This is a genomic window from Microbispora catharanthi, assembly GCF_006334915.2.
In the GTDB taxonomy this organism is placed as follows: Bacteria; Actinomycetota; Actinomycetes; order Streptosporangiales; family Streptosporangiaceae; genus Microbispora; species Microbispora catharanthi.
Genome location: NZ_VDMA02000040.1, coordinates 20,724 through 42,377, shown reverse-complemented (window position 1 = coordinate 42,377; position 21,654 = coordinate 20,724). Strand labels below are relative to the sequence as shown.

19 protein-coding genes are annotated in these 21,654 nt (G+C 69.4%); 14 read left to right on the top strand and 5 right to left on the bottom strand.

What is annotated here, in order from left to right; genetic code table 11:
- The 3 genes from FH610_RS43160 to FH610_RS41040 all read left to right on the top strand — a co-directional run.
- Nucleotides 1-266 (top strand): hypothetical protein (locus FH610_RS43160; RefSeq protein WP_205826418.1); only part of this gene is annotated, 266 nt, incomplete at its 5' end.
- Between the two features lie 172 nt (nt 267-438).
- Nucleotides 439-732, top strand: a complete 294-nt coding sequence (locus tag FH610_RS41045) for a hypothetical protein (protein WP_139580645.1) — start codon at nt 439-441, stop codon at nt 730-732.
- Between the two features lie 125 nt (nt 733-857).
- Complete coding sequence (locus FH610_RS41040; protein ID WP_139580644.1) at nt 858-2,561, top strand: immunoglobulin-like domain-containing protein; 1,704 nt, start codon at nt 858-860, stop codon at nt 2,559-2,561.
- A gap of 81 nt (nt 2,562-2,642) precedes the next feature.
- On the opposite strand, the gene FH610_RS41035 is transcribed toward FH610_RS41040, so the two are convergent.
- Complete coding sequence (locus FH610_RS41035) at nt 2,643-4,109, bottom strand: arabinofuranosidase catalytic domain-containing protein (RefSeq protein ID WP_139580643.1); 1,467 nt, start codon at nt 4,107-4,109, stop codon at nt 2,643-2,645.
- Between the two features lie 718 nt (nt 4,110-4,827).
- Here FH610_RS41035 and FH610_RS41030 point away from each other — a divergent pair.
- From FH610_RS41030 to FH610_RS41020, 3 genes are all read left to right on the top strand, one after another.
- Nucleotides 4,828-5,649 carry a pectate lyase gene (locus FH610_RS41030; protein WP_139580642.1) on the top strand — a complete coding sequence of 274 codons (822 nt, stop codon included), beginning with the start codon at nt 4,828-4,830 and terminating at the stop codon, nt 5,647-5,649.
- Nucleotides 5,650-5,782: 133 nt separating this feature from the next.
- Complete coding sequence (locus FH610_RS41025) at nt 5,783-7,387, top strand: cellulose binding domain-containing protein (protein WP_205826417.1); 1,605 nt, start codon at nt 5,783-5,785, stop codon at nt 7,385-7,387.
- A gap of 55 nt (nt 7,388-7,442) precedes the next feature.
- The gene (locus FH610_RS41020) at nt 7,443-8,906 is read left to right on the top strand and encodes an arabinofuranosidase catalytic domain-containing protein (RefSeq protein ID WP_139580641.1); all 1,464 of its coding nucleotides are present in this window, start codon (nt 7,443-7,445) and stop codon (nt 8,904-8,906) included.
- A 79-nt stretch (nt 8,907-8,985) separates the two neighbouring features.
- Here FH610_RS41020 and FH610_RS41015 read toward each other — a convergent pair whose 3' ends face one another.
- Entirely contained in the window at nt 8,986-9,459 is a 474-nt protein-coding gene (locus tag FH610_RS41015; RefSeq protein ID WP_139580640.1) for a hypothetical protein, read from the bottom strand.
- 65 nt (nt 9,460-9,524) lie between these two features.
- The gene (locus tag FH610_RS41010) at nt 9,525-10,196 is read right to left on the bottom strand and encodes a M48 family metalloprotease (protein ID WP_139580639.1); all 672 of its coding nucleotides are present in this window, start codon (nt 10,194-10,196) and stop codon (nt 9,525-9,527) included.
- A 145-nt stretch (nt 10,197-10,341) separates the two neighbouring features.
- On the opposite strand from FH610_RS41010, the gene FH610_RS41005 reads away from it, so the two are divergent.
- Together FH610_RS41005 and FH610_RS41000 are read left to right on the top strand one after the other, a co-directional pair.
- Nucleotides 10,342-10,920 (top strand): NADAR family protein, encoded by a 579-nt coding sequence (locus FH610_RS41005; protein WP_139580638.1) that lies wholly within the window; start codon nt 10,342-10,344, stop codon nt 10,918-10,920.
- 56 nt (nt 10,921-10,976) lie between these two features.
- Nucleotides 10,977-11,417 (top strand): GNAT family N-acetyltransferase, encoded by a 441-nt coding sequence (locus FH610_RS41000; RefSeq protein WP_139580637.1) that lies wholly within the window; start codon nt 10,977-10,979, stop codon nt 11,415-11,417.
- Between the two features lie 19 nt (nt 11,418-11,436).
- Here the strand turns inward: FH610_RS41000 and FH610_RS40995 are convergent, their stop codons facing one another.
- The gene (locus FH610_RS40995) at nt 11,437-14,181 is read right to left on the bottom strand and encodes a beta-L-arabinofuranosidase domain-containing protein (RefSeq protein ID WP_139580636.1); all 2,745 of its coding nucleotides are present in this window, start codon (nt 14,179-14,181) and stop codon (nt 11,437-11,439) included.
- Nucleotides 14,182-14,748: 567 nt separating this feature from the next.
- Between FH610_RS40995 and FH610_RS40990 the strand changes: the two genes are divergently transcribed.
- From FH610_RS40990 to FH610_RS40980, 4 genes are all read left to right on the top strand, one after another.
- Nucleotides 14,749-16,347 (top strand): lectin, encoded by a 1,599-nt coding sequence (locus FH610_RS40990; protein WP_139580635.1) that lies wholly within the window; start codon nt 14,749-14,751, stop codon nt 16,345-16,347.
- A 229-nt stretch (nt 16,348-16,576) separates the two neighbouring features.
- Nucleotides 16,577-17,248: a FadR/GntR family transcriptional regulator gene (locus tag FH610_RS40985; RefSeq protein ID WP_139580634.1), complete on the top strand. Its 672-nt coding sequence runs from the start codon at nt 16,577-16,579 to the stop codon at nt 17,246-17,248.
- Nucleotides 17,249-17,482: 234 nt separating this feature from the next.
- A complete protein-coding gene (locus FH610_RS44945; RefSeq protein WP_240809501.1) occupies nt 17,483-18,109 on the top strand; it encodes a glycoside hydrolase N-terminal domain-containing protein in 627 nt (208 codons plus the stop codon).
- The gene (locus FH610_RS40980; protein ID WP_240809500.1) at nt 18,043-19,092 is read left to right on the top strand and encodes a glycosyl hydrolase family 95 catalytic domain-containing protein; all 1,050 of its coding nucleotides are present in this window, start codon (nt 18,043-18,045) and stop codon (nt 19,090-19,092) included. Before FH610_RS44945 ends, FH610_RS40980 begins: the two co-directional genes overlap by 67 nt.
- A 3-nt stretch (nt 19,093-19,095) precedes the next feature.
- On the opposite strand, the gene FH610_RS40975 is transcribed toward FH610_RS40980, so the two are convergent.
- Nucleotides 19,096-19,296, bottom strand: a complete 201-nt coding sequence (locus tag FH610_RS40975) for a hypothetical protein (protein ID WP_139580633.1) — start codon at nt 19,294-19,296, stop codon at nt 19,096-19,098.
- Nucleotides 19,297-19,403: 107 nt separating this feature from the next.
- Between FH610_RS40975 and FH610_RS40970 the strand changes: the two genes are divergently transcribed.
- Nucleotides 19,404-19,706: a hypothetical protein gene (locus FH610_RS40970; protein WP_139580632.1), complete on the top strand. Its 303-nt coding sequence runs from the start codon at nt 19,404-19,406 to the stop codon at nt 19,704-19,706.
- Nucleotides 19,707-19,951: 245 nt separating this feature from the next.
- A complete protein-coding gene (locus FH610_RS40965) occupies nt 19,952-21,229 on the top strand; it encodes a vanadium-dependent haloperoxidase (protein ID WP_139580631.1) in 1,278 nt (425 codons plus the stop codon).
- The last annotated feature ends 425 nt before the right edge of the window (nt 21,230-21,654 follow it).

Here is a 21,654-nt window from a genome sequence, read left to right as displayed (position 1 = left end):
ACCTGGGCTGGAAGCCGCGCCTGCTGAGCGACTCCTCCACCGGCGCGGTGGCGGCCGGTGAGCCGGTCTCCAGTGTCGTCTCCGACGGCACCGGCGCCCCCGAGGTGGGCCTGAAGGGCCAGGAACTGCTGGTGTCCACCGCCAACTCCGCCGACGAGATCGGCACCTCCAAGGTCAACGCCGACCTCGCCCTGCGCACCCCCGTCGACGTCGCCGCCGGGGAATACCACTCCACCCTCACACTGTCGCTGTTCAACCAGTCCTGACCCCGCAGGCGGGACGCCACCGCCGACTGTGGGCGTCCGGGATCTTGTGCCAGCCTGACACACGTCCCGGACGCCCACGATGAGACAGGAGCAACCGTTGCCGACCAGGAGCCGTCCGCGGGCCCCCCGCACCCCCCGCGCAGCCGTGCGCGCCGTCTTTCAGGCTGCCGGCGTGACCATCGTGGTCGCCATAGTCGCCGCAGTAGCGTTCGCCACCCCGGCCGGCGCCGACACCACCTGGTCGGTCGTCCCGGCCAACGCCAACGGCCCCGACGGCCGCAACGTCATCGACAAGAACGCCGGCAAGCTGCACAAGTCACTCGACGGCGTACGCAAGGCCGAAGGACAGGGCCGACAAGGGCAAGGACAGGGCGACAAGAAGGTCGTCACCGACACCCAGGTCAGGGCCACGCTCCTGCGTGACGCCGACGCGCTGATCGTCCATTATGGCGGCGTTCGCCGGTGAACGCGCGCTACGGCGCATCCTCGAAGGAGGCAGGCAATGGCGATGACAAATCGACGGCGACGGCATTCGGCTGCGTCAACGGCGGCGGCGCTCGCGGCCGTGAGCCTGTGACGGGAGGCGGTCAGATGGCACGCGCCGAGGGCACCGCGACGGCCAGGCGCGCGGAGCAGGCCCTGGCCGGGATCGCGATTCCCGACGCCGACGACGTGCGGGGGAACGTGACCCTGCCGACGACGGTGGCGGCCGCGCCGGGCGCGGTGGTGAAGTGGACCTCGTCGCATCCGGACGTCGTGTCCGACCAGGCGGACGGCGCGATCGCGGCGGGCGTGGTAAGGCGCCCGCCGGCCGGGGCCGACCCGGCCGAGGTGACCCTGACGGCGTGCGTCACCGTCGACGCCACCGAGGCGTGCCGTGAGTTCCTCCTGACGGTGCGGCCCGCGGTGAAGCTCGCCCCGTTCTCACGCTACGGAATGGTGAACTTCGCCAGGTCGAACAGCCAGGCGGGGCAGCAGATCTACATGGCCACGAGCGTCGGCAACGACCCGACTCGCTGGGTGGCGGTCAACAACGGACAGATGGTCCTCCAGTCCACAAAGGGCATGCACGCCGTGCGCGACCCGTCGATCGTCCGGTCGCCGGAGGGAGACAGGTTCTACCTCGTCGCCACGGACCTGAACGTCGACGGCACGGCGTACGGATGGAAGGGCTGGGACTGGGCGCAGAGCGGCGCCAGCCGCTACATCGAGGTCTGGGAGTCGCGTGACCTGCGGACCTGGTCGGAGCAGCGGCACGTCCGGGTGGCCCCGGACGAGGCGGGGATGGCGTTCGCCCCGGAGGCGATCTGGGACGAGGCGATCGGAGCCTACGTCGTCTACTGGACCTCGTCCATGTATCCACCCGGGACGTACTACACGGCCAACCGCAACGACCCGAACGGCCGCTATCCGCTGACCAGGAACCAGACCCTCTACACCACGACGCGCGACTTCGTGACCTTCACGCCGGCGGAGGTGATGAGCGGCAGGCCCGGTCATGGAACGCTCGACGCGGCCATCATCAAGGACGACGAGGACGGGTCCTACCACCGGTTCGTCACCGACCGCATCTCCACCGGCGTCGGGGTCACCACGTACGTCCCCGGCTGCGCGATAGACGACATCTATCAAGAGCGTTCGACGTCGGTGCTCGCGCCGCCCGAGGATTGGGAGCTCGTCAGGGGCTGCATCACCCACGACGCGATGAACACGACCTACGCCGAGGCGCCGATGGCGGTCAAGGCCAACCCCGGCGACGTACGCGGGAAGGGCTACTACCTGTGGGCGGACCAGAAGTGGGCCGACGCACCCGCGGGGGACCACATGGAGGAGCAGCTCAGCCCTTACTGGGGCAAGGACCTCTCGTCGGGCGAGTGGACGCCCATCACCTGGGAGACACCGGACTACAACCTCGCGAACGGGGTCATCCGCCACGGGCACGTCTTCGCGCTGACCCAGGCGGAGCACGCCGCCCTGCGCGGCGCCGACCTGTCGTCGGTCTCGGTGAGGACGCCCCCGGCCACGACCGTCTACGCCGTCGGTGACTCCCTCGACCTGACGGGCCTCACGGTGACCGCCGGCTACACGGACGGTGTGAAGGACGAGGTCCTGGCCGAGGGATACGGCGGATACTCCGTGTCGGGGTACGACCCGGCCATCTCCGGGACGCAGACCGTGACCGTCTCGTACACGGTGGCCGGTGTGACGAGGACCGCCTCGTTCCAGGTCCACGTCGTGAACGTGTCCGGCTCGAAGCCCTCGGCTACCGCGTCATCCTCGAACCGGCCCATCTGACCACGATCAGCCGCGCACCCCGGCCGGTCGTGACCGGCCTGGGTGCGCTGGCGCGTTCCTACACACCGCCCGATTCTCGGATCAGCGGTAGCCGGCGGAGGTGACGTCGGCCTGCACCGCGTTCTCGGTCGCGTCGGACGGGTAACCCGCGACCATGGCTCCCTCGTAGAAGGTGCCCTGGCTCAGGTTGGTGTTGGTGGCGCAGCAGTCGCCGCCGCTGCCCAGGATGATCGCGCCCTGCTTCTTCATCGGGCTGTAGCCGCGGGGAAGCGCGCCGTCCCACAGCGTGGTCATCGCGCCGGTCTGCGCGTTGCCGCCCTTGATGGCGAAGCGCGACGTGCCGTTGTTCTTCAGCATCGCGGTGACGAACTTGCTGGTGAACGCCCGCTGGTTCGGGTTCCACGACGAGCTGCCGCCGGGGTAGAGGCCGTATTCGAGGTCGGCCTGCACCCACGGGCCGGTCCCCGAGCACCCGCCGAACCAGCAACTCGTGCCGAAGTAGATGGCGTCCATCGCGCCGGCCCCGTCGGCCTTCCTGGTCGTCTCGCTGTTGCCGTAGTCGAAGCAGCAGCCGCTGTTGACGTGCGTGCCGCTGGTCACCATGTACATGCCCTCGGGCGCGCTGCCGGTCGGCACGCCGGTCAGGTGACCGTCCCGCCAGTAGCTGTTGCCGGGCTTGATGTAGAGCGAGTAGGCCTTGCTGCCGCCGACCGTCAGCGACTCGGATGTCGCGGTCGCGGGGGTGTCCTTGCCGCCGGCCCCGCCGGGTCCCTGGTAGAGCATGTTGTTGCCGTGCCCGGACTGGTCGTAGATCACGGTGATGACGCAGGTGGTGCCGGCGCAGAAGGAGTCCTGCGCCGCCGCGTTGGCGGTGCCGCCCGCGGTCAGGACGCCGATGTCCCTGGTCGCGTTGTCGGAGGAGCGCCTGACCTGGTACAGGTTGCCGCTGTAGGAGTGGTAGAGCGCCCGCGTCGTGCTGTGCGCGGCCACACAGGGAGTGCCGCCCACGGCGTAGATGTCACACGGCTTGCTCGCTACCGGCGTGGATGACGGGCTGGCCGAAGGACTCGCGGAAGGACTCGCGGAAGGACTCGTGGACGGGCTCGTGGACGGGCTGGGGCTGGGCGAGACGGTGACGCCGCCGGTGCAGGTCACGCCGTTGAGGGCGAAGCTCGTCGGCACCGGGTTGGAGCCGTTGAACGCTCCGTTGAACCCGAAGCCGGTGCTGCCGCCGCTGGGGATGCTGCCGTTGTAGTCCACGTTGGTCACGGTGACCTGGGAGCCCGACTGGGTGTAGGTGCCGTTCCACAGCTGGGTGATGGTCTGCCCGGCGGAGAACGACCAGGTCAGCTTCCAGCCGTTGATCGGGTCCCCGAGGTTGGTGACGTTCACGTTCGCACCGAAGCCACCCGGCCACTGGTTCGTGACCGAGTAGTCCACGCGACATCCTGTGGCCGCGTGCGCGGCGGGCGCGGTCAGCGCACCGGCCGCGCCGGCCACGGCGGCGAGCCCGGTGGCGAGCCAGAGCCGCAGGCGAGGGACCTTCATCCGTACTCCCGGGGTTCGTTTCACGTCTTCATGCGGTCAGCGACAACACAGGTGGCTCGGACTTCTCGTGAGCCGGCAGAGGTGGTGAATTTGTTGTTAGCGTTAACAATTCTTCTGCGGAATCGGTCCTTCTCTGTCGAGGGCATGTGTGATGGTGGTGCGGCGGAGCAAATACGACGCGAGGGAGCCTCGTCAAGGTCCGGGTCTTCTCCGCGCCGGCCCTCGGTCCGTCGGCAGCCTGTCCCACCTGCTCCCATCAGTGCGCGGTCCGGGCGCCTCGCGGGGTTCGGGTGGTGAAACTTTCACAGCTACACCGACGTAACGTTCTGAGCGCCATCGGCCGACTGACGACCATAAAGGCGTTCCGCGATGGAGCTGGGGAATCTTTTCACTGTTCAGGTCGCTCACCAGCGCAGGCCAGCAAGGATGAGGCCCCGCGCCTCAACGAAACAATTTCGAGATTCCCTTGACAGGTTTCTTCGCGGTTTCCAAACTGAGTCCCGAAGCGGCCTCCTGCCGGGGTCGGTGGTGAGCGGCAGGGGTTCCCGGTCGCGACGTCGTGAGTGTCGCGTCCGCAGATGATCGGGCCGCGAATCCGCCAGGTCCGGCTTCCGCTCGCTCTCGTGCATGTCGATGGAGCACCGGCCGGCCTGAGTTCCCGTCAGCCGGCATCACCGCGCGCGGCGGCGTAGTCGCCGTGTCTCCCCCTGGAGTGTGAATGAACAGGTCCGCACGATTGCGCACCGCGTTGTTCGCCGCCTCGGCGGCCGGGATGGTTCTCGCGGCCGGTCCGCCCGGCAGCGCGTCCGCGGGCACCGTTCCCGGTTCGGCCCCGGCGGCCGCACTGCGCCTGGCCGCCTGGCCGTCCCCCACCGGTCAGCAGGCGGTCGGCGCCACGATCAACGTCTCGGGCACGCTCGACGGGGGGATGAAGCGCTACTACGGCACCGGCGCCCTCGGCAGCGGCAGCCAGAGTGAAAGTCAGCCCCCCATGTTCAAACTGGCCGACGGCGCGGTGCTGAAGAACGTTGTCATCGGCGCGCCCGCCGCCGACGGCGTCCACTGCATGGGCACGTGCACCCTGCAGAACGTGTGGTGGGAGGACGTAGGCGAGGACGCGGCCACGTTCAAGGGCACCTCGTCGTCGCAGACGATGACCGTCGACGGCGGCGGCGCCAGGGCGGCCAGCGACAAGGTCTTCCAGCACAACGGCCCCGGCACCATGTACATCAAGAACTTCCAGGTGCAGAACTTCGGCAAGCTCTACCGCTCCTGCGGCAACTGCTCGACCCAGTACAAGCGCAACGTCGTCATCCAGAACGTCACGGCGACCACGCCCGGCAAGGTCCTGGCCGGCATCAACACCAACTACGGCGACACGGCGCGCTTCTCGCAGATCACGATCGTGAACGACCCGAGCAAGAAGGTCGTCGTCTGCGAGAAGTACAGGGGTGTGACCAGTGGCGAGCCGACGAAGATCGGCAGCGGTGCCGACGGCGTCAACTGTGTCTACTCGTCGTCCACCATCACCTACCGGTAGACCCGCTACCCGGAACTCAATTCACGAGGATTCCCGGTCCCCGATTTCCGGGCTCCTGATTCTCGGGACTCCGATTTCGTGGGCCTCTCCTCGTCATTCCCCATGCACCCGTAGCTCATCTCAAGGAGGATTCGTGCGAAAGGTGAGAGTCCTGCTCGCCGCCGGCATTCTCGCAGGCGCCCCGATCGCCCTGCAGAACCCGGCCGGCGCCCTGGAGAACGGCGTGGCCCGCACGCCGCCCATGGGCTGGAACAGCTGGAACACCTTCGGCTGCAACATCTCCGAATCGCTGATCAAGCAGATGGCCGACGCCATCGTCAACTCGGGCCTGCGCGACCTGGGCTACAAGTACGTCGTGGTGGACGACTGCTGGTTCAACCCCACCCGCGACTCCGCGGGCAACCTGCAGGGCAACCCGTCGCGGTTCCCGAGCGGAATGAAGGCGCTCGGCGACTACCTGCACGGCAAGGGGCTGAAGTTCGGCCTCTACGAGGTGCCGGTCGACAAGACCTGCGCGCAGTATTTCAGCAGCTACCCGGGCGCGACCGGAAGCCAGGGGCACGAGGCGCAGGACGCCCGCCAGTTCGCCGCCTGGGGCGTGGACTACCTGAAGTACGACTGGTGCTCGCCCAACGGCACCATCGACGACCAGGTCCGTACGTTCGCGAAGATGCGTGACGCGCTGGCCGCGACCGGACGGCCGATCGTCTACAGCATCAACCCCAACAGCATCCATGCGAAGACGGGGCCGCAGCGCGACTGGGGCGACGTCGCCAACATGTGGCGGACGACCGAGGACATCACCAACAAGTGGGACACCGGTCAGACCAACGGTTACCCGATGGGCATCCAGAACATCGTCAACGTCACCGTCCCACTCGCGTCGTACGCGAGACCGGGAGCGTTCAACGACCCGGACATGATGGAGGTCGGCCGTGGCGGCATGACCGACACCGAGATGCGCAGCCACTTCGCCCTCTGGGCGATGATGGCCTCACCCCTGATCGCCGGAAACGACCTGCGCTCCATGGACTCGGCGACACAGACCATCCTCAAGAACCAGAACCTGATCGCCATCAACCAGGACCCGCTCGGCCTGCAGGCCCGCCAGATCAGCAACGACGGGACCCGGCGCGTGCTGGCCAAGAAGCTCGGCAACGGCGACGTCGCGGTCGCCCTGTTCAACCAGGGCGGCAGCACCACCACGATCAGCACCACCGCGGCCGCGATCGGGCTGTCCGGCGGTTCGTTCATCCTGCGCGACGCGTGGACGAACGCCATCAGCGGCAGCAACGGCACCATCTCGGCCGCCGTGCCGGCGCACGGCACCGTCGTCTACCGGGTCAGCGGCGACACGACCCCCTCCCCGACTCCCACGCCGTCACCATCCTCCACGCCGTCACCGTCCCCCACCCCGTCGCCGAGTGCGCGACCCGGCGGGTGTACGGCGACGTACCGGCTGGTCAACAACTGGGGCGGCGGCTTCCAGAGCGAGGTGACCGTCGGCAACACCGGGTCGGCCACGCTCAACGGCTGGACCGTGACGATGACCCTGGCCGGCGGACAGACCGTCACGAGCCTGTGGAACGGCGTGAACACCGGCACCAGCGGCGCGATCACCGTCAAGAACGCCCCCTACAACGGCACCGTCGCCGCCAACGGGTCGACGACGTTCGGCTTCACCGCCGAGGGTGACGGCTCGATCGCCCCGACCAGCGTGACCTGCACGAGCCCGTGACCGAGCGGAAAGCCGGAGCTCGCGAATCATCCACTCAGAGATTGAGGAAACACCTGTGCGACATGTCAGCTCTTTCCACCGGCGGTTGAGGCTGTCGGCCGCCGCCGTCGCCGCGCTGTTGGCGGCCGGCGTCGGCGTGGCCGGTACGCACACCGCGTCGGCCGCCGCGGCCGGATGCCAGGTCACCTATACGGTCACCAACCAGTGGCCGGGTGGCTTCGGCACGAACGTGAACGTCACCAACCTCGGGGACCCGATCAACGGCTGGAAGCTGACCTGGTCGTTCTCCGCCGGGCAGACCATCACCCAGCTGTGGAACGGCACCTACACCCAGTCGGGCTCCCAGGTCACCGTCACCAACGTGGACTACAACGGCAGCATCCCCAGCGGCGGCAGCACCGGCTTCGGGTTCAACGGAGCGTTCAACGGCTCCAACCCGGTGCCGACGAGCTTCGCCCTCAACGGCGTGACCTGCACCGGCGGCGTCACCTCCCCGTCGCCCGGCACCTCCCCCAGTGCCTCCCCCACCGTCTCGCCTTCCACGTCTCCCTCGCCGCCGTCGTCCAGGCAGCCGTGTGACATCTACGCCGCGGGCGGCACGCCGTGCGTTGCGGCGCACAGCACGACCCGCGCCCTGTACGCGAACTACAACGGCTCGCTCTACCAGGTGCGCCGCTCCTCGGACAACACCACCCGCGACATCGGCGTGCTGAGCACGGGCGGAGCCGCCAACGCCGCCGCGCAGGACTCCTTCTGCTCCGGCACCACCTGCCTCATCACCAAGATCTACGACCAGTCCGGCCGGGGCAACCACCTCACCCAGGCGCCTCCCGGCGGGTTCTCCGGCCCGGCCGCGGGCGGCTACGACAACCTCGCGACCGCCACCAAGGCGCCGACCACGGTCTACGGCCACAAGGCCTACGGCGTCTACGTCGACCCCGGCGTCGGCTACCGCAACAACGCCACCAACGGCGTCGCCAAGGGCGACCAGCCGGAGGGCATGTACGCGGTCTTCGACGGCACCCATTACAACGGCGGCTGCTGCTTCGACTACGGCAACGCCGAGACCAACAGCCGCGACAACGGCAACGGCACAATGGAGGCCATCTACTTCGGCAACATCAAGGTCTGGGGCTACGGCACGGGCAACGGCCCCTGGGTCATGGCCGACCTGGAGAACGGCCTGTTCTCCGGCGTGAACCCCGGTTACAACGCCAACGACCCGAGCGTGAACTACCGATACCTGACCGCCATCATCAAGGGTGAGCCCAACCACTGGGCCATCCGGGCCGGCAACGCCCAGTCCGGCGGCCTGTCGACCTTCTACGACGGCAAGCGGCCCAACGCCTCGGGCTACAACCCGATGAAGAAGGAGGGCGCCATCATCCTCGGCATCGGCGGCGACAACAGCCATGGTTCCGCCGGCACCTTCTACGAGGGCGTGATGACGTCCGGCTACCCGACCGCGGCCACCGAGAACGAGGTGCAGGCGAACATCGTCGCCGCCGGATACAAGTAGACCGGCGACGACCACGACGGATCGGGCCGTCCCCGGGCACAGGCCCCGGGGGCGGCCCGCCGCCGGTTGTGCCATCTCGTCATGACGTCGCCGCGGGCTCAAGGATCTCCGGCAGCCGGTCGCCCCGCTCGATCGCCCGCGCCAGCCGTACGACGTCGACGACGTCGCCGCCCGGCCCGGCGAGCTCCCGGTGGCGCAGCGCGTTGACGTAGGTGTAGCCCTTCAGCCGCAACGTGCGGTGGAGGACCGGGAAGAGGGCGCACACTCCGGCGGACGGGTGCGTGCACGGCCCCTGTCTGTGCTCCCACTCGAGCCGCGCGCCGCGCCCGGCCACCACGATCTCCACCAAGTCGGCGAGCACCGGGTCCGGCCGGCCGGACAGGCGGGCCGTAGCCCGGAGGACGCTGTCGTAGCCCTGTTCGATCAATGCATCCCAGACCGAGAAGGGCATCTCGGCGAAGTTGACGTACCAGTGCACCGTCTTGCCCGCGGTGTAGTGGCTGAGCAGCCGGCGGGCGAACCGCTCTTCGACGACCGGGGCGAGCGCCCCCACGATCGGATCCTCCGCCGGCCGAGGCGGGCCTTCCGGAGTGACGCCGAGTGCGGCGATCCGGTCGATCATGAACCCGTGGCCGGCCGGTCGGCCGCGTACAGCTCACGGTAGCGGGGCATGAGCCGGGCCGGCAGGTCGTCCTCGTACACCTTCCAGCGCCAGCCCTGATAGAAGTCCACGGCGAACAGCCCACAGGAGGGCAGATCCGCGGCGTAGCGGCCGAGGAACCAGCCCAGCGAATGGCTCAGGAGCGCGCCCCGAAGAAGCGCGGTCGCCATGGTTCGCCGATCGGACACCCGGCAGGCGGTCTCGTCGGCCTGGACGAGGAGGGCCCTGACGGCGGCGGCGATCTCCGTCCGGACGGCGTCCTTCTTGATCGGCCCCGATCCATACAGGTCCATGAGCGCACGGACCGGCCATCTCCTGCACGCCTCCAGGAGGGCGAGCTCGAAGGCGATGACCCCGCGCAACTCCGCCCGGTCGAAGCCCATCGCGTACGGCAGGCCGATCCACAGCTCCGTACGCCGCGGCCCCAGCGGGGTGGTGCCCGAGTCCGCGATGGGCACGAAACACACGCGTGACGGGCGCCGGACTCCCAGCGTCCCGGCCACCTCGTCGACCATCGCGTGGAGCTCCGGGTAGTCCGCCCGCCGGGCGAGGTGCCGATGGCGCGCGCGGCGCGGCCAGGCTCCTCCCAAGACCGGTCGCCGCGCCCGGAGCGCTTCCTCGGGGCTCACCGCCGCGGCGTGCCGACGAGCGGTGTGATTCGGCGAAGCCCGGCCTGCCGAGCCGGTTCGGTCAGCTTAGGGCCCGGCGTCCGTGCGAGGCGTCGCGCCGGGCACCGTAACTCGATGGCCGGAACGGGGCCGCCTATGGCACGGTGTGTGCGTGTCCGAGCAGATCTCGCCGCCTCGCAACGTGGACGAGGCGATCGCCGCGGAGCAGGCGGGCCTTAGCCTCCGCTACCTGTACTTCTGGGGCCACCGGCCGGCCCGAGACGGCGGGGTCGGCCCCGGCTGCCTGTCGCAGTGGTGGCCGGCCGCCTTCACGGAGGACGGCCACACCTTCGCCTCCGCGGAGCATTACATGATGGCGCACAAGGCCTGGCTGTTCGGCGACACGCGGACCGCCGAAGCCATCCTCACGGCCGGTCATCCGGGCGAGGCCAAGAAGCTCGGCCGGGCCGTACGCGACTTCGACGAGCGGGTCTGGGCCGCTGACCGGTTCGGCATCGTGGTCCGCGGCAGCATCGCCAAGTTCGGCCAGAACCCCGAGCTGTCGCGCTTCCTGCTCGCGACCGCCGACCGGGTTCTGGTCGAGGCCAGCCCACTCGACCGGATCTGGGGCATCGGCCTGACGGCCGACGACGAACGCGCCGCCTCCCCCTCGACCTGGCAGGGCCTCAACCTGCTCGGCTTCGCCCTGATGGCGGCCCGCGACGCCCTGCGGACCGGCTCGTGAGAGCCGGCGCCCCCGCTGCCCGGCCGAACCGCGCGGGACAGTCCGCTCACGGCACTATGCCGCCGATCCGCCGCGCCGGGACCGGTGACGCCGAAGGCGTCGCCGAGGTGTTCCTCGCCGCCCGAGCCGGGATGACCTATCTGCCCCGCCTGCACTCCGACGAGGCGACCCGGGCGTGGATCGCCGGCGTCATGCTCTCCTCGTCGCAGGTGTGGGTCGCCGAGCCGCGTGGCCGGATCGTGGGATTCGCCGCCCTGCGCGGACAGTGGCTGGACCACCTCTACCTCGCGCCCGCCGTGCAGAACGGCGGCGTCGGGAGCGCGCTGCTCGACCACGCCAAGAAGGCGCGCCCCCTCGGACTCGACCTGCATGTGTTCCAGCAGAACACCGGTGCCCGGCGTTTCTACGAGCGGCACGGCTTCACCCTCGTCGCCGAGGGCGACGGCAGCGGCAACGAGGAGAACCTGCCCGACGCCCACTACCGCTGGCGGCCCTGACCGCCCGCTCACCTCCGGACTAGAGGAACCGCCACAGGTGGTCGTTCGCTCCGTTGTCGTCGGCGAGCACGACCTGGGCGCCCTGGGCGGTGGAGCCGCCGCTGACGCCGAGGACCCGGCCGCCGTTGGCGCACTGGATGCGGAAGCACCCGTTGGATCCGTACCGCAGCCGCCACCGGTGGTCGGCGGTGCCGTTGTCGGCCCACTGGAGCACCCGCGCGCCGGCGGCCGTGCTCGCGTTCTCCACGCCGAGCACCTTGCCGCTGTTGGAGTTGCGCAGGCGCAGATAGCCGCCGGAGTCCACGACGGCGGTCCACAGGTGGTCGGCCGTGCCGGTGTCGCCCCACTGGATCGCCAAGCCGCCGTCGGCCGTGGACATGTCCTGCACACCCAGCACCAGACCGCTGGCCAGGTTCTGAATGCGCCGGGCCCCGTTGGGCACGAACCGCCACTGGTTGTCCGCACTGCCGTTGTCGGAGTCCTGCACCGCCTGGGTTCCGTTGGCGGTCGAGCCGCCCTGGATGGCGAGCAGCTTGCCGCTGTTGACGTTGCGGATCTTGTGGGAGCCGTCGCCGGCGTCGATGATCGTCCAGCGGTGGTCGGCGGTGCCGTTGTCGCTCCACTGCAGGACGCGGGCGTTGTCGGTGGTGGACATGTTCTCCACGCCGAGAACCTTGCCGCTGTTGACGTTGCGCAGCCGTACGGCGGTGCCGTCGACGACCATCTCCCAGTCGTGGTCGGCGGTGCCGCTGTCGTTCCACTGCAGCGCGAGGCCGCCGTCGGCGGTGGACATGTTCTGGATGCCCAGGACGAGGCCGCTGGCGGCGTTGACCAGCCGGTAGGTCGCGGTCCCGCCTCCGCCGCTCTGGCCGTTGGCGCTCCAGTAGACGGTGTAGTTGTACCCGTGGGCGTCGTAGAACGGGCCGAGGTTGACCGACGACCCATTGGCGGTGGCCGTGAACGCCAGCGCCGTGGTGCTGGTCCGGGTGATCGACGCGGTGTTCAGGGCGGGCAGCGCCGACAGCGCCGTGTTGCCGTAGTTTCCGGACAGGACGACCGGGCCGTACGTGATCGCCGCGACGTTGGGGTTGTCGTTGGCGGCCTTCATGACCACGCGCATCGGCAGGCTGACCGTGACGGTGTCGCCGGAGGTCCAGGTGCGGGTGAGGGTCGCGTAGGTGCCGGGGGTGGTGTCCACGTTCTGCTGCTCGCCGTTGACGCTGATCGTCGCCCCGGTGGCCCAGCCGGGGATGCGGACGCGCATCGACCACGACCCACCGGCGTCGCCGGTGACCTGCAGGGTGACGGTGTCGCTCGCCGGATAGGACGTCGTCTGGGTGACCGTGATCCCCCGCTGGGTCCAGCTCAGGACCGACGGCGTGAACAGGTTCACGATCAGAGTGGTGCCGTTGTAGAAGTAGACGGAGTCCATCAGCGCCGTGTTGACCTCCACACCCGTGCCCTGGCAGCACCAGAACGAGTTGTAGTCGGTGCTGTAGGTGCCGCCGCCCCACGCCGGACCCACGCCACGGCGGCCACCCGGCTTGAGGGGCGTGAAGTAGGTGACGTGCCCGTGGCCGTCGGCCGGGTTCTGCGCGCCGATGACGTGGTTGAACAGCGCCTGCTCGTAGAAGTCGAAGTACGCCGCCCGGTTCGGGTCGAGCAGCCACAGCTCGCGGGTCAGCTTGAGCATGTTGTAGCTGTTGCAGTGCTCGCAGGTGTCGTTGGTGAGATACCCGGCGATGGCGTTGGGGGCCCGGAAGTGCTCGGCCTGGCTGTTGCCGCCGATCGCGTAGGTGTGCGCGCCGACGGTGATGTTCCAGGCGTTGGCGGCGATGTCCCGATAGCGGGTGGTGCCGGTCGCCTTGTACTCGCGGGCCGCACCGATCCACTTGGGCACCTGGGTGTTGGCGTGCAGACCGTTGAGCTGGTCCTGGTTGGCCGCGAGGGGGTTGAACACGGCCGCGTGGTCGAACCGCTGAGCCGCGGTCAGCCAGCGGGCGTCGCCGGTCTGCTGGTAGAGGTCGGTCAGCACGGCGTTCATGCCGCCGAACTCGGTGCCCAGCATGGCCTGCATCTGGCTGCCGCTCAGTCTGCCGGTCCGCCAGTCCACCCAGCCGGCCAGCGCCAGCAGCACGTCACGCGCCTGCGTGTTGCCGATGTGCCGCCACACGTCGAGCAGCCCGGCCATCGTCTTGTGCACGCAGTAGTACGGCACGTTGCCGTTGCTCAGCGTGCGGGCCTCGAGGGCGGTGAAGTCGGACTCGGGGAAGCCGGACAGATACCCGGCGTTGAACCCGGCGGCGCCGTTGTTGGCCTGGCACTTGGCCAGCTCCGCCACCATGTGGTTCGCCTTGTCCCGGCAGGTGGTGTCGCCGAGCACGGCGTAGGCCTGCGCCCACGCGGTGAGGAAGTGCCCCTGCACATGGGTGCGGAACGGGAAGCTGGGGGCGTCCCACCCCCCGTTCGCGGCGGCGCCGTTGGTGGACAGCCGGTGGTTGGCCCGGAAGTTGTACAGCAACCGGTCGGCGTCGACGAACCGCAGATACGACAGCGTCCGGTTCTGGTTGTCCAGCCAGCGGCCCCCGGTCAGCCGCACCTGCCCAAGCTCGAAGGCGTACGCCGACACGCCGATGTCGGCCCGGGCCGGCGCGACCGCGGCTCCGGCCGCCCGGGCGCCGGCGACCTCCCCGACGGCGGAGACCACGACGGCGGTCCCGGCGGCCTGGAGCAGCCGGCGTCGGCTGAAGGATGAGGGCGACACGTGGCCTCCTGGACGTCCTTTTGTTAGCGTTAACAATTTGCCTTGCTCGCCATCCGCCGTCGGATGACGTCGAACGAGGCGCGGGGACACCCGCGGAATCGACGGCGCGGCCCCGTCGCGGGAGCGTGCGGTGGGCGGCGGGACCGCCGCCCACCGCCGCTCCGACAGGAGACCACCCGGGCTCAGTGTGGAAACCGTCACGAAAAGTGTCAAGACGAGCCGGAAAGTTTCGTGTGATCACTCGTCGGCAAAACACTCCTGCCTGGGATGATGAGGAATGCCGCCGCGGCAACGTTCCGAGAATGCGCGGCAGTGGCGCTCTGGGCTGAAACTTTCACCGGAGCGCGCGCCCCGGATCGACGACCGCACCCGGTAAGGGCAGGCGGCGCGGCATCCGGCGAAGCACACGCGCCGGAGCCCTCTTGACGGGATCGGCGGGGGTCGTATTTGCTCCGCCGCACACCACAAACCCATCCCACGTGAAGGCCGACCCGGCAGGAAATGTTACCGATAACAGCCCCCGATCCGCTCCCACGGGCGACGGACCGGCCACGGTTAAGGAGTCAGATGCACAGGATCGTTCGATGGACGCTGGCGGCGGCGCTGGCCGCCGGGTCCCTGGTCGCGGCCGGCGGCATGACGTCGCCGGCCGCCGCGCTGGACAACGGGCTCGCCCGTACGCCCCAGATGGGGTGGAACGACTGGAACAGTTTCGGCTGCAACGTCAGCGACAGCCTGATCCGGCAGACCGCGGACATCATGGTCTCCAGCGGCATGGCGGCGGCGGGTTACCAGTACGTCAACATCGACGACTGCTGGTCGACCAAGAGCCGCAACTCCAACGGCGACCTGGTGCCTGACCCGCAGAAGTTCCCCAACGGGATCAAGGCCGTGGCCGACTACGTCCACGCCAAGGGCCTGAAGCTCGGCATCTACTCCTCCGCGGGCCTCACGACCTGCGCGGGCTATCCGGCCAGCCTCGGCAACGAGCGGCGGGACGCGGCCCTGTGGGCGTCGTGGGGCATCGACTACCTCAAGTACGACAACTGCGGCGACCACCAGGGCAAGAACGGGCAGCAGCGGTACACGGCGATGCGCGACGCGCTGGCCGCCACCGGGCGTCCGATCCTGTTCAGCCTGTGCAACTGGGGCCAGGAGAGCGTCTGGACCTGGGGCATGCAGACCGGCAACTCCTGGCGCACCACCGGCGACATCCAGTCGAACTTCGGCTCGGTCATGGGCATCCTGGACCAGCAGGTCGGGCTGGAGGCGTACTCGGGGCCGGGCGGCTGGAACGACCCTGACATGCTCGAGGTCGGCAACGGCTCTATCACCGGGACCGAGGGCAGGGCGCACTTCAGCCTGTGGGCGCTGCTGAACGCGCCGCTCATCGCCGGCAACGACCTGCGCACGATGAGCGCCGACACCCGTACGATCCTGACCAACACCGAGGTCATCGCGGTCAACCAGGACTGGGGCGGCCGGCAGGGCACCAAGATCAGCGACAACGGGAACCTCGAGGTCTGGCGCAAGCCGATGTCGAACGGCTCGGTCGCGGTCGTGCTGCTCAACCGCGGCACCTCGACGGCGACGGTGTCCACCACCACCTCCGCCCTCGGCCTCGGCGCCGCGGCCTCCTACTCCGTACGCGACCTGTGGGCGCACACGACCGGCTCCTCGTCCGGGACGATCAGCGCGTCGGTGCCCGCGCACGGGGCCGCCATGTACGTCGTGAGCGGAGGGGGCCTGGTCACGCCGTCCCCCACGCCCACTCCCACCGGAGGGAGCGCGATCAAGGGTGTGGGGTCGGGCCGCTGCCTGGACGTCACCGGCGTCTCCCAGACCAACGGCGCCCAGGTGCAGCTCTGGGACTGCAACGGCCAGGCCAACCAGCAGTGGACCTCCACCAGCGCCGGTGAACTGCGCGTCTACGGCAACAAGTGCCTCGACGTCAACGGCGGCGCCACGGCCGACGGCACCAGCGTGATCATCTGGGACTGCAACGGCCAGAACAACCAGAAGTGGCGCCTCAACTCCGACGGCACCATCACCGCCGTCGGCGCGAACAAGTGCCTGGACGCCTACAACAACGGCACCGCCAACGGCACCAAGGTCATCATCTGGACCTGCAACGGCCAGACCAACCAGCGCTGGACCCGCGTCTGACCACGCGTACCATCGCCCGGGGCGCCCTCGCCGCGAGGGCGCCCCACCGGGCGCCCTCCTCCGAAGGAGATCGGAGGAGGGCGTCGATGCCGTTCCTCCTCCCCCGATGCCGCGAGGCGGCAGGGCTCAGCGCAGGCAGGTCCGGCGCGGAGGCGACCTCCACTCCTTTACACTGCTAGACATCCGATGTATGCGGCCTCGTTCGCGAGGAGACAGTGGGGGAGGCTCCGTGGCGGTCACGGACGCGGCGATCGACAGGATCAAACAGATGATCACGTCGGGCGTGCTCGCTCCGGGTGACCGGCTGCCGAAGGAGGCCGATCTGGCCGAACGGCTCGGCCTGTCCCGCAACTCCCTTCGGGAGGCCGTCCGCGCCCTCGCTCTCATCAACGTGCTCGACGTACGGCAGGGCGACGGCACCTACGTCACCAGCCTGCAGCCCCACCTGCTCCTGGAGGCGATGTCGTTCGTCGTGGACTTCCACCGCGACGACACCGTGCTGCAGTTCCTGGAGGTGCGGCGCGTCCTGGAGCCCGCCGCCACCGCGATGGCCGCGATGAACATGCCGGACGAGGACGTCAAGGAGCTCCGCGCCATCCTCGACGCGCTGCCCGACGATCCCAGCGTGGAGGAGCTGGTCGCCAACGACCTGCGGTTCCACCAGCACATCGCGGCGGGGGCGGGCAACCCGGTGCTGTGCTCGCTGATCGACAGCCTCTCGGGGCCGACGACGCGGGCCCGGGTGTGGCGCGGCCTCACCCAGGAGGGAGCGCTCGACGACACCCGGGAGCAGCACGTCATGATCTGCGACGCGATCGCGGCCCGGAGGCCCGAGGTGGCCAGGGCATGGGCCACGGTCCACGTGGCGGGCGTCGAGGAGTGGCTCCGCCGCACGCTTTGAACCGGCGCGGCCCGGGACGCGCCTCGGCCTGCGGTCCGACGACGTTGCGCCCGCCGACGACCAGTCGGGCCGGCACCGAGCGCCGCAGACGCCGCTCCGGCTTCACCTTCGCCTTTTCCGTCGTCGCCCCGCCCCATGGGGCAGGCGAAGCCGTGCCCTTCGAGGCCGTCGTAGGCCCTGAGCACCACGTAGGCGGCACCGGTTCGCTCGCTCATGCCACCCCCGGAGGAATGTGTGACTCACTCCCCGTTACGACTCCCGGCCGTCCTCGCGCCGGCCGCGGGTCTCGCCCCGCCCGCGCAGGCCGCCGCGGAACCCGCCGCCCGGCAGGAGGGCGCACCCGACGACCTGACCCTCTGGTACGACAGGCCCGCCACCGACTGGGAGACCCAGGCGCTGCCGATCGGCAACGGCCCGCTGGGCGCCAAGATCTTCGGCGGCGTGGCCACCGAGCAGCTCCAGTTCAACGAGAAGACGCTGTGGACCGGTGGTCCCGGCTCGCCGGGCTACGACTTCGGCAACGGGAAGACCCCGCGGCCGGACGCCATCGCCGAGGTCCAGCGGCAGATCGACCGCGACGGCACGATGGCGCCGGACGCCGTGGCCGCCAAGCTGGGCCGGCCCAAGACGGGCTTCGGCGCCTACCAGACCTTCGGCGACCTGTATCTCGACTTCGCCGGCGCGCCCCTGAACCCCACGGCGTACCGGCGTGAGCTGAGCCTGCGAGACGCCGTGGCCCGGGTGACCTACGCCGCCGACGGCGTCACGACCTGCTGCCCGCCAACCTGCAGGGCGTGTGGAACGACTCCACCAGCCCGCCCTGGTCGGCCGACTACCACGTCAACATCAACCTGCAGATGAACTACTGGCCGGCCGAGCAGACGAACCTGGACGAGACCACCCGTCCGTACGACAGGTACATCTCGGCGATGGTCGCTCCCGGCGCGAAGACCGCCCGGGAGATGTACGGCGCCCGGGGCTGGGTGGTCGGCAACGAGACCAACCCGTTCGGCTTCACCGGCGTGCACGACTGGGCCACCGCGTTCTGGTTCCCCGAGGCGGCGGCCTGGACCACCCAGCAGCTCTACGACAGGTATCGGTTCACCCGCGACGTGGACTACCTGCGGGAGACCGCCTATCCGGTGATCAAGGGCGCCGCCGAGTTCTGGCTCGACTTCCTGCACACCGATCCGCGCGACGGCACGCTGGTCGTGAAGGTCTCGCTCGCCGCCCGCGGCGACGGCGGCACCGGCTGGAGCAAGGCATGGAAGATCAACTTCTGGGCCCGGCTGCTCGACGGCGACCACGCGCTGAAGATGCTCGGCGAGCAGATCAAGACCTCCACCCTCGACAACCTCTGGGGCACCCACCCGCCGTTCCAGATCGACGGCAACCTCGGCGCCACCTCCGGGGTGGCGGAGATGCTGGTGCAGAGCCGGCACGACTACGTGCACGTGCTGCCGGCGCTCCCGCCGGCGTGGAGGAACGGCTCGTTCTCCGGCCTGCGCGCCCGCGGCGAGGTCACCGTGGACGCGACCTGGAAGAACGGCGCCGCCGACACGATCACCGTGCACCCGGGCTCGACCGGACCGATCAGGGTGAAGTCCGGCTTCATCGCCGGCCGCTACCGCGTCCACGACGAGAAGGGCCACGAGGTCGGCCCGCACCGCGACGGCGACACGCTGACGTGGAACGCCACGGCCGGCAAGGCGTACATCATCCAGAACGAGGCCGCGATCGACGTCACCGCGCCCGCCGCGACGGCGCCGGACGCCTCCTTCCCCGTCGATGTCGCCGTGACCGCCATCCGCAGGCGAGGCGAGCGGTGCCCGCGTCCGATGTGACGCTTACCCTGCCCAAGGGTGGACGGCGACTCCGGCCACGGTCCACCTGCCGGCGTCCGCGCCGGGCCGGACGCGGACCGCGACGTTCACGGTCACCAGCGGGCCCGCCGACGGCACCAGAAGCGCGCGGATCACCGCCACGGCGACCGGGGACGGCTGGACCGGCGGCGCCTCGGCCACCGTGGCGCCGAACCCCTGCGCCACTCCCTCGCCGGACCGGCCGCTGGTGGCCTGGGACCCCTCCTCCGGCGACTTCGATTCGCCCTGCCTTTCTCATCACGATCGTGGTTGGCGCCGCCCTTATCGGGGGCGTGGCGGCGCAGAACCTGCCCATCGGAAAGGTCTCGTTGATCGCCGCTGAGGGGTATGCCCAGCTCGTTGCCGACGGCAGTGGCGGCTCGTTCACCCCGGACGGCGGGCAGGCGACGCTGCTTCCAGCCGAGGTGCCGTGGACGGGTCGCGACGGCATGCTTCACATCGGTGGTCGCCCCGAATGCCTTTGGGGCGAAGGAGAGACCAGGAACATCGGTGCCCGGGTCGAGGCGGGTTATCGCTGGATGGAGCTACCGAATGGGGGCGGATATCCGCTGGTCGCCTGGCTTCGATGCCTATAGAACCATCGGTAAACGGGGAAAAATCCGCGACACCTGCGAGCCATAGGGGCCGCACTGGTCATCCCCGAAGTCCGGTGGCGCATCCTACCCAGCATGATCAGGGCATAAATAGCTCGCAAGTTTCCGAAGCTCATTCCGGTTGGGTAGATATCTATTTTTCGGCGCATTGGTTGCTGTAACGTTTTTCGGCGGCGTAGTAGTTTGCGTTCATGTTCAGCCCATTTGCTACATGCCGGTCAGCGGCTATGCGAGCCGCAGTCGTCTGGGCGGCCGTCGCCGGGGTCATCGCCGCCGGGTCGCCGACCGTACTCGGCTCGTCCCCCGCATACGCGGAAGATTCGGGCTCCTCCGCCAACTCCGTCATCGTCTGGGACCGTAATGCTCAGACCGCGATTTGGGACATTGCCGGTCAGCAGCCGCAGGTCCAGGCTCGCAGCTTCGCGATGGTGCACGGAGCGGTCTACGACGCGGTGAACGCGATCGCCGGTGCTCCCTACCAGCCGTACCTGGTCGCACCGGCCGCCGATGGCACCGAATCGACGGACGCGGCCGTCGCGACCGCGGGTTACCGGGTGCTGCAAGCGCTGTTTCCCGACCAGCAGGCGAGGTTGAAAACCCAGTACGACGAGTCGCTGGGCGCGATTCCCGACGGCGCCGCGAAACAGCGTGGAATCACCGTGGGCACGCAGGCGGCCGATGCGATGATCGGGGCGCGACGGGACGACGGGGCGTTCGGCGACCAGACCTGGCCCGTGGGCACCCGCCCTGGTCAGTGGCGGCCGACGCCGCCCACGTTCGCCTCGGACGGGGCATGGGTCGGTCACCTCAAGCCGTTCCTCATCCCCAGCGCGTCCGTCTTCCGTACGTCCGGCCCGCCGACGCTCACCAGCCGCCGGTACGCCCGGGACTTCAACGAGGTCAAGGCGGTCGGCTCGGCGGCCAGCACGGTCAGGACTGCCGACCAGACGCAGGCCGCCATCTGGTGGCACGACCGGCATCTGGCCGAATGGGAGATCAAGCGTCAGCTCGCGACGCGGCAGCGACTGAACACCCTTCAGACGGCGCGAATGTTCGCGATGGTCGACCTGGCCGAAGCCGATGCCACGATCGCCTGTTACAACGAGAAGGCGGCATGGAACTTCTGGCGGCCGGTCACCGCGATCCGGCTGGCCGACACGGACGGCAACCCGCAGACGTCCGCCGATCCCGAATGGACGCCGTTGCTTGTCACGCCACCGCACCCCGACTACACGTCCGGGCACACCTGTTTCACCGCGGCGAGCATGTCGGCGTTGAGGCACTTCTTCGGCCGGGACGACATCCCCTTCAGCGGTTACAGCGCCGACTCTGGCACCACCAGGTATTTCCGCGGTTTCTCCCAGGCGCTCGCCGAGGTCATCGAGGCCCGCATCTGGGGCGGCATCCACACTCGCACGGCAGACGTGCAGGGCGCGAAGATCGGCGCGCAGGTCACCGCCTACATGGTCGCGCACTACTTCATGCCGGGGCCGAGAAGCCGGTAGAGCTCGCGACCCCGCCATCGCCTCGATCCGTGACAGACAGTCTCCTGATATGCGGCTTGTCAGTCTCAGGCGTCCCAGAAGGGACTCGGGGACTCAGGAGAAGCAGACCCCCGGGAGAAGCCCGCGGTACGCAGGAAGTCGCTCGACCTCCGCAGTGGGCGGCGGCGCCTCGTCTGAGTCTTCCAGCCCAGGAACGGGTCCCTCGGTTGTGCGATGCGGCACGCCGTGGGGGCCCGGCCGGGGTCCGGTGTCCTCGTGAAACTTCCATCCGCGGGTGAGGGGGTGTGGCTGCTCAACGCGTGCCCGCGGTGCTCCGGCGGATCGCGTTCTTGTTCCCCGCCCAGGTCTTGGCCAGCGTGATGGCCTGGCCGCGCGACGGGTGCTCCCGTCGCATCCGGCGGCCCCGGAACCCCAGACCCCCAGGG

Coding starts and splice junctions, on each gene's coding strand:
- FH610_RS41040 (WP_139580644.1), top strand. CDS start 858: ATGGCACGCGCCGAGGGCACCGCGACGGCCAGGCGCGCGGAGCAGGCC.
- FH610_RS41035 (WP_139580643.1), bottom strand. CDS start 4,109: ATGAAGGTCCCTCGCCTGCGGCTCTGGCTCGCCACCGGGCTCGCCGCC.
- FH610_RS41030 (WP_139580642.1), top strand. CDS start 4,828: ATGAACAGGTCCGCACGATTGCGCACCGCGTTGTTCGCCGCCTCGGCG.
- FH610_RS41000 (WP_139580637.1), top strand. CDS start 10,977: ATGCCGCCGATCCGCCGCGCCGGGACCGGTGACGCCGAAGGCGTCGCC.
- FH610_RS40990 (WP_139580635.1), top strand. CDS start 14,749: ATGCACAGGATCGTTCGATGGACGCTGGCGGCGGCGCTGGCCGCCGGG.
- FH610_RS40965 (WP_139580631.1), top strand. CDS start 19,952: ATGCGAGCCGCAGTCGTCTGGGCGGCCGTCGCCGGGGTCATCGCCGCC.